We start from the raw sequence: 1662 nt of genomic DNA on the forward strand, positions 1-1662 counted from the left end.
TGGGCACCGGAGATGTTCCTTGATGAACTGATTGGGGATTTATTGCAGGCTCTGCCGCATCCGCAGCTGAATTATGACCGCTGGATACTGGAACTTGATCCGAAGGAAAATAACCGTCGCCAGCTTTTTGGTGAACAGGCCGCCACGTTTGATTCTGACCCTGTACCGGAACAGCCCGCAACGGCAGCGCCTGAGATGAATCAAGGGGATCAGAACCGAGCGTCAGACGCGGAATCGAACTCGCGCATCATTGCTCAACCCGCCACTGATACGGTACAGGCATCAAAGACACCATGCGCTCCGGTCGATAAGGCCCTCGCGCCTGCCCCATCTTCCCGAAAAAATCCGGTGATCCCGCCTTATCAGCCGGAAAGTTCATCTGAATCGGAACTGTCTGCATCTGAAGCTGACGATCTTCATTTTGCCCAGACCGGGCTGGAGCCGGTCAGTTCCGTCTGGCACATCACCCCGATGCAGGACGATATCGAACATCTGCAAAATATGGCATTTCGCCTGGCGTTTGAACTGGCTGAAGTGATGGGCTGTGACCGCGATTTGCAGGCGGTATCGGATGCGCGGTCGGCGGGGTTTTGTCTGACTGACAGGCCGGATGTGCATCCTTTTTCCTGTTTATTGCACTCTCTGACCGGGGAGATTTCTACTGACCGTCATGAACTGACGCTGACTGCCGTTCTGCTCGGGACTGCTGAACGGGAGGCAATGCCCTTACTGGATGACAGTCAGACCGTGAAGTTTTTGCGGCTGCTGCGGATTATCCGCCGCCTGCGTGAACTTCAGCGAGATATGGCACCGGAGACGTTGACGATGTAGCGATACCAGTCCGGGGTGCCTGCTTTTCAGTGTGTTGTTCATTCATTGTGTTTTGACTGGCCTGATGATGGAGGAAGTGTATGAATCATTTATCGCAAGCGACCAACAGCCTGCTGTTGCAATTGGTGATGGATTTGAAGAACGGCTATATCCGCCGTTGCGAAGCACTGGGGCTGGCCCCCTCGGAGATGCTGATGTTACAGAGTCTGACGATTGAGGATTTGCATTACCTGGGTAACAGCCCGGTCTCGGTGCTGAGTGTGCAGATTCATCACGCCAATCTGGCCCGCATTTTACATCAGGCGCGTATCGAGCAGCAGCGGATGCAGCGCATTGACCGGGCACTGGAGCTCAGTGGTTCGATTGATCTGATGCACTATTTTTTTGGCCTGTCCAGTCTGGAAGTGGCAGCGCGTCGGCGTATTGCCGGGATTGCCGTGAAGTCAGGGCGGGTGTCGGTGCTGACGGAAGAAGAAAACAGTGACCTGTGGCAACGCTGGCAGGCGGCAAAACTCAGGGATGCGGACAGCGCCGAAGGGCTGGATATCATGATGGATGTGGCAGAGCATCACGATATTTCGCTGACCTCGGTCTGGAATGCGGTCAAAGAGTGGCAACAGGAAGAGGCATCAGGAATGGCCTGCGCGAAAAAACAGGCCTAAAACGGATCATACAGGAAACGATGTCAGGAAAATTAACGGAAATCATGCCCGGCCTGCATGCGCCGCTGACGGCCCCGCTGTCTTTTCGGCGTAAGGCGCAATATCAGGTGCTGTGTTATCGGCGGGGTCAGCGTAATTACGTCCGGCTGAAGGAAAAAGGCACCGGGTA

Annotated in this window: 1 protein-coding gene and 1 pseudogene; both read left to right on the forward strand. The window is 54.8% G+C overall.

Annotated elements, in window-relative coordinates:
* Positions 1-831 (forward strand): annotated as a pseudogene (locus BM100_RS22335) (ParB family protein); the annotation flags it as partial.
* Between the two features lie 80 nt (positions 832-911).
* Positions 912-1493 (forward strand): DUF2857 domain-containing protein, encoded by a 582-nt coding sequence (locus tag BM100_RS22340; RefSeq protein ID WP_092514997.1) that lies wholly within the window; start codon positions 912-914, stop codon positions 1491-1493.
* The last annotated feature ends 169 nt before the right edge of the window (positions 1494-1662 follow it).

It is taken from the genome of Xenorhabdus mauleonii, from assembly GCF_900113945.1.
GTDB lineage: Bacteria > Pseudomonadota > Gammaproteobacteria > Enterobacterales > Enterobacteriaceae > Xenorhabdus > Xenorhabdus mauleonii.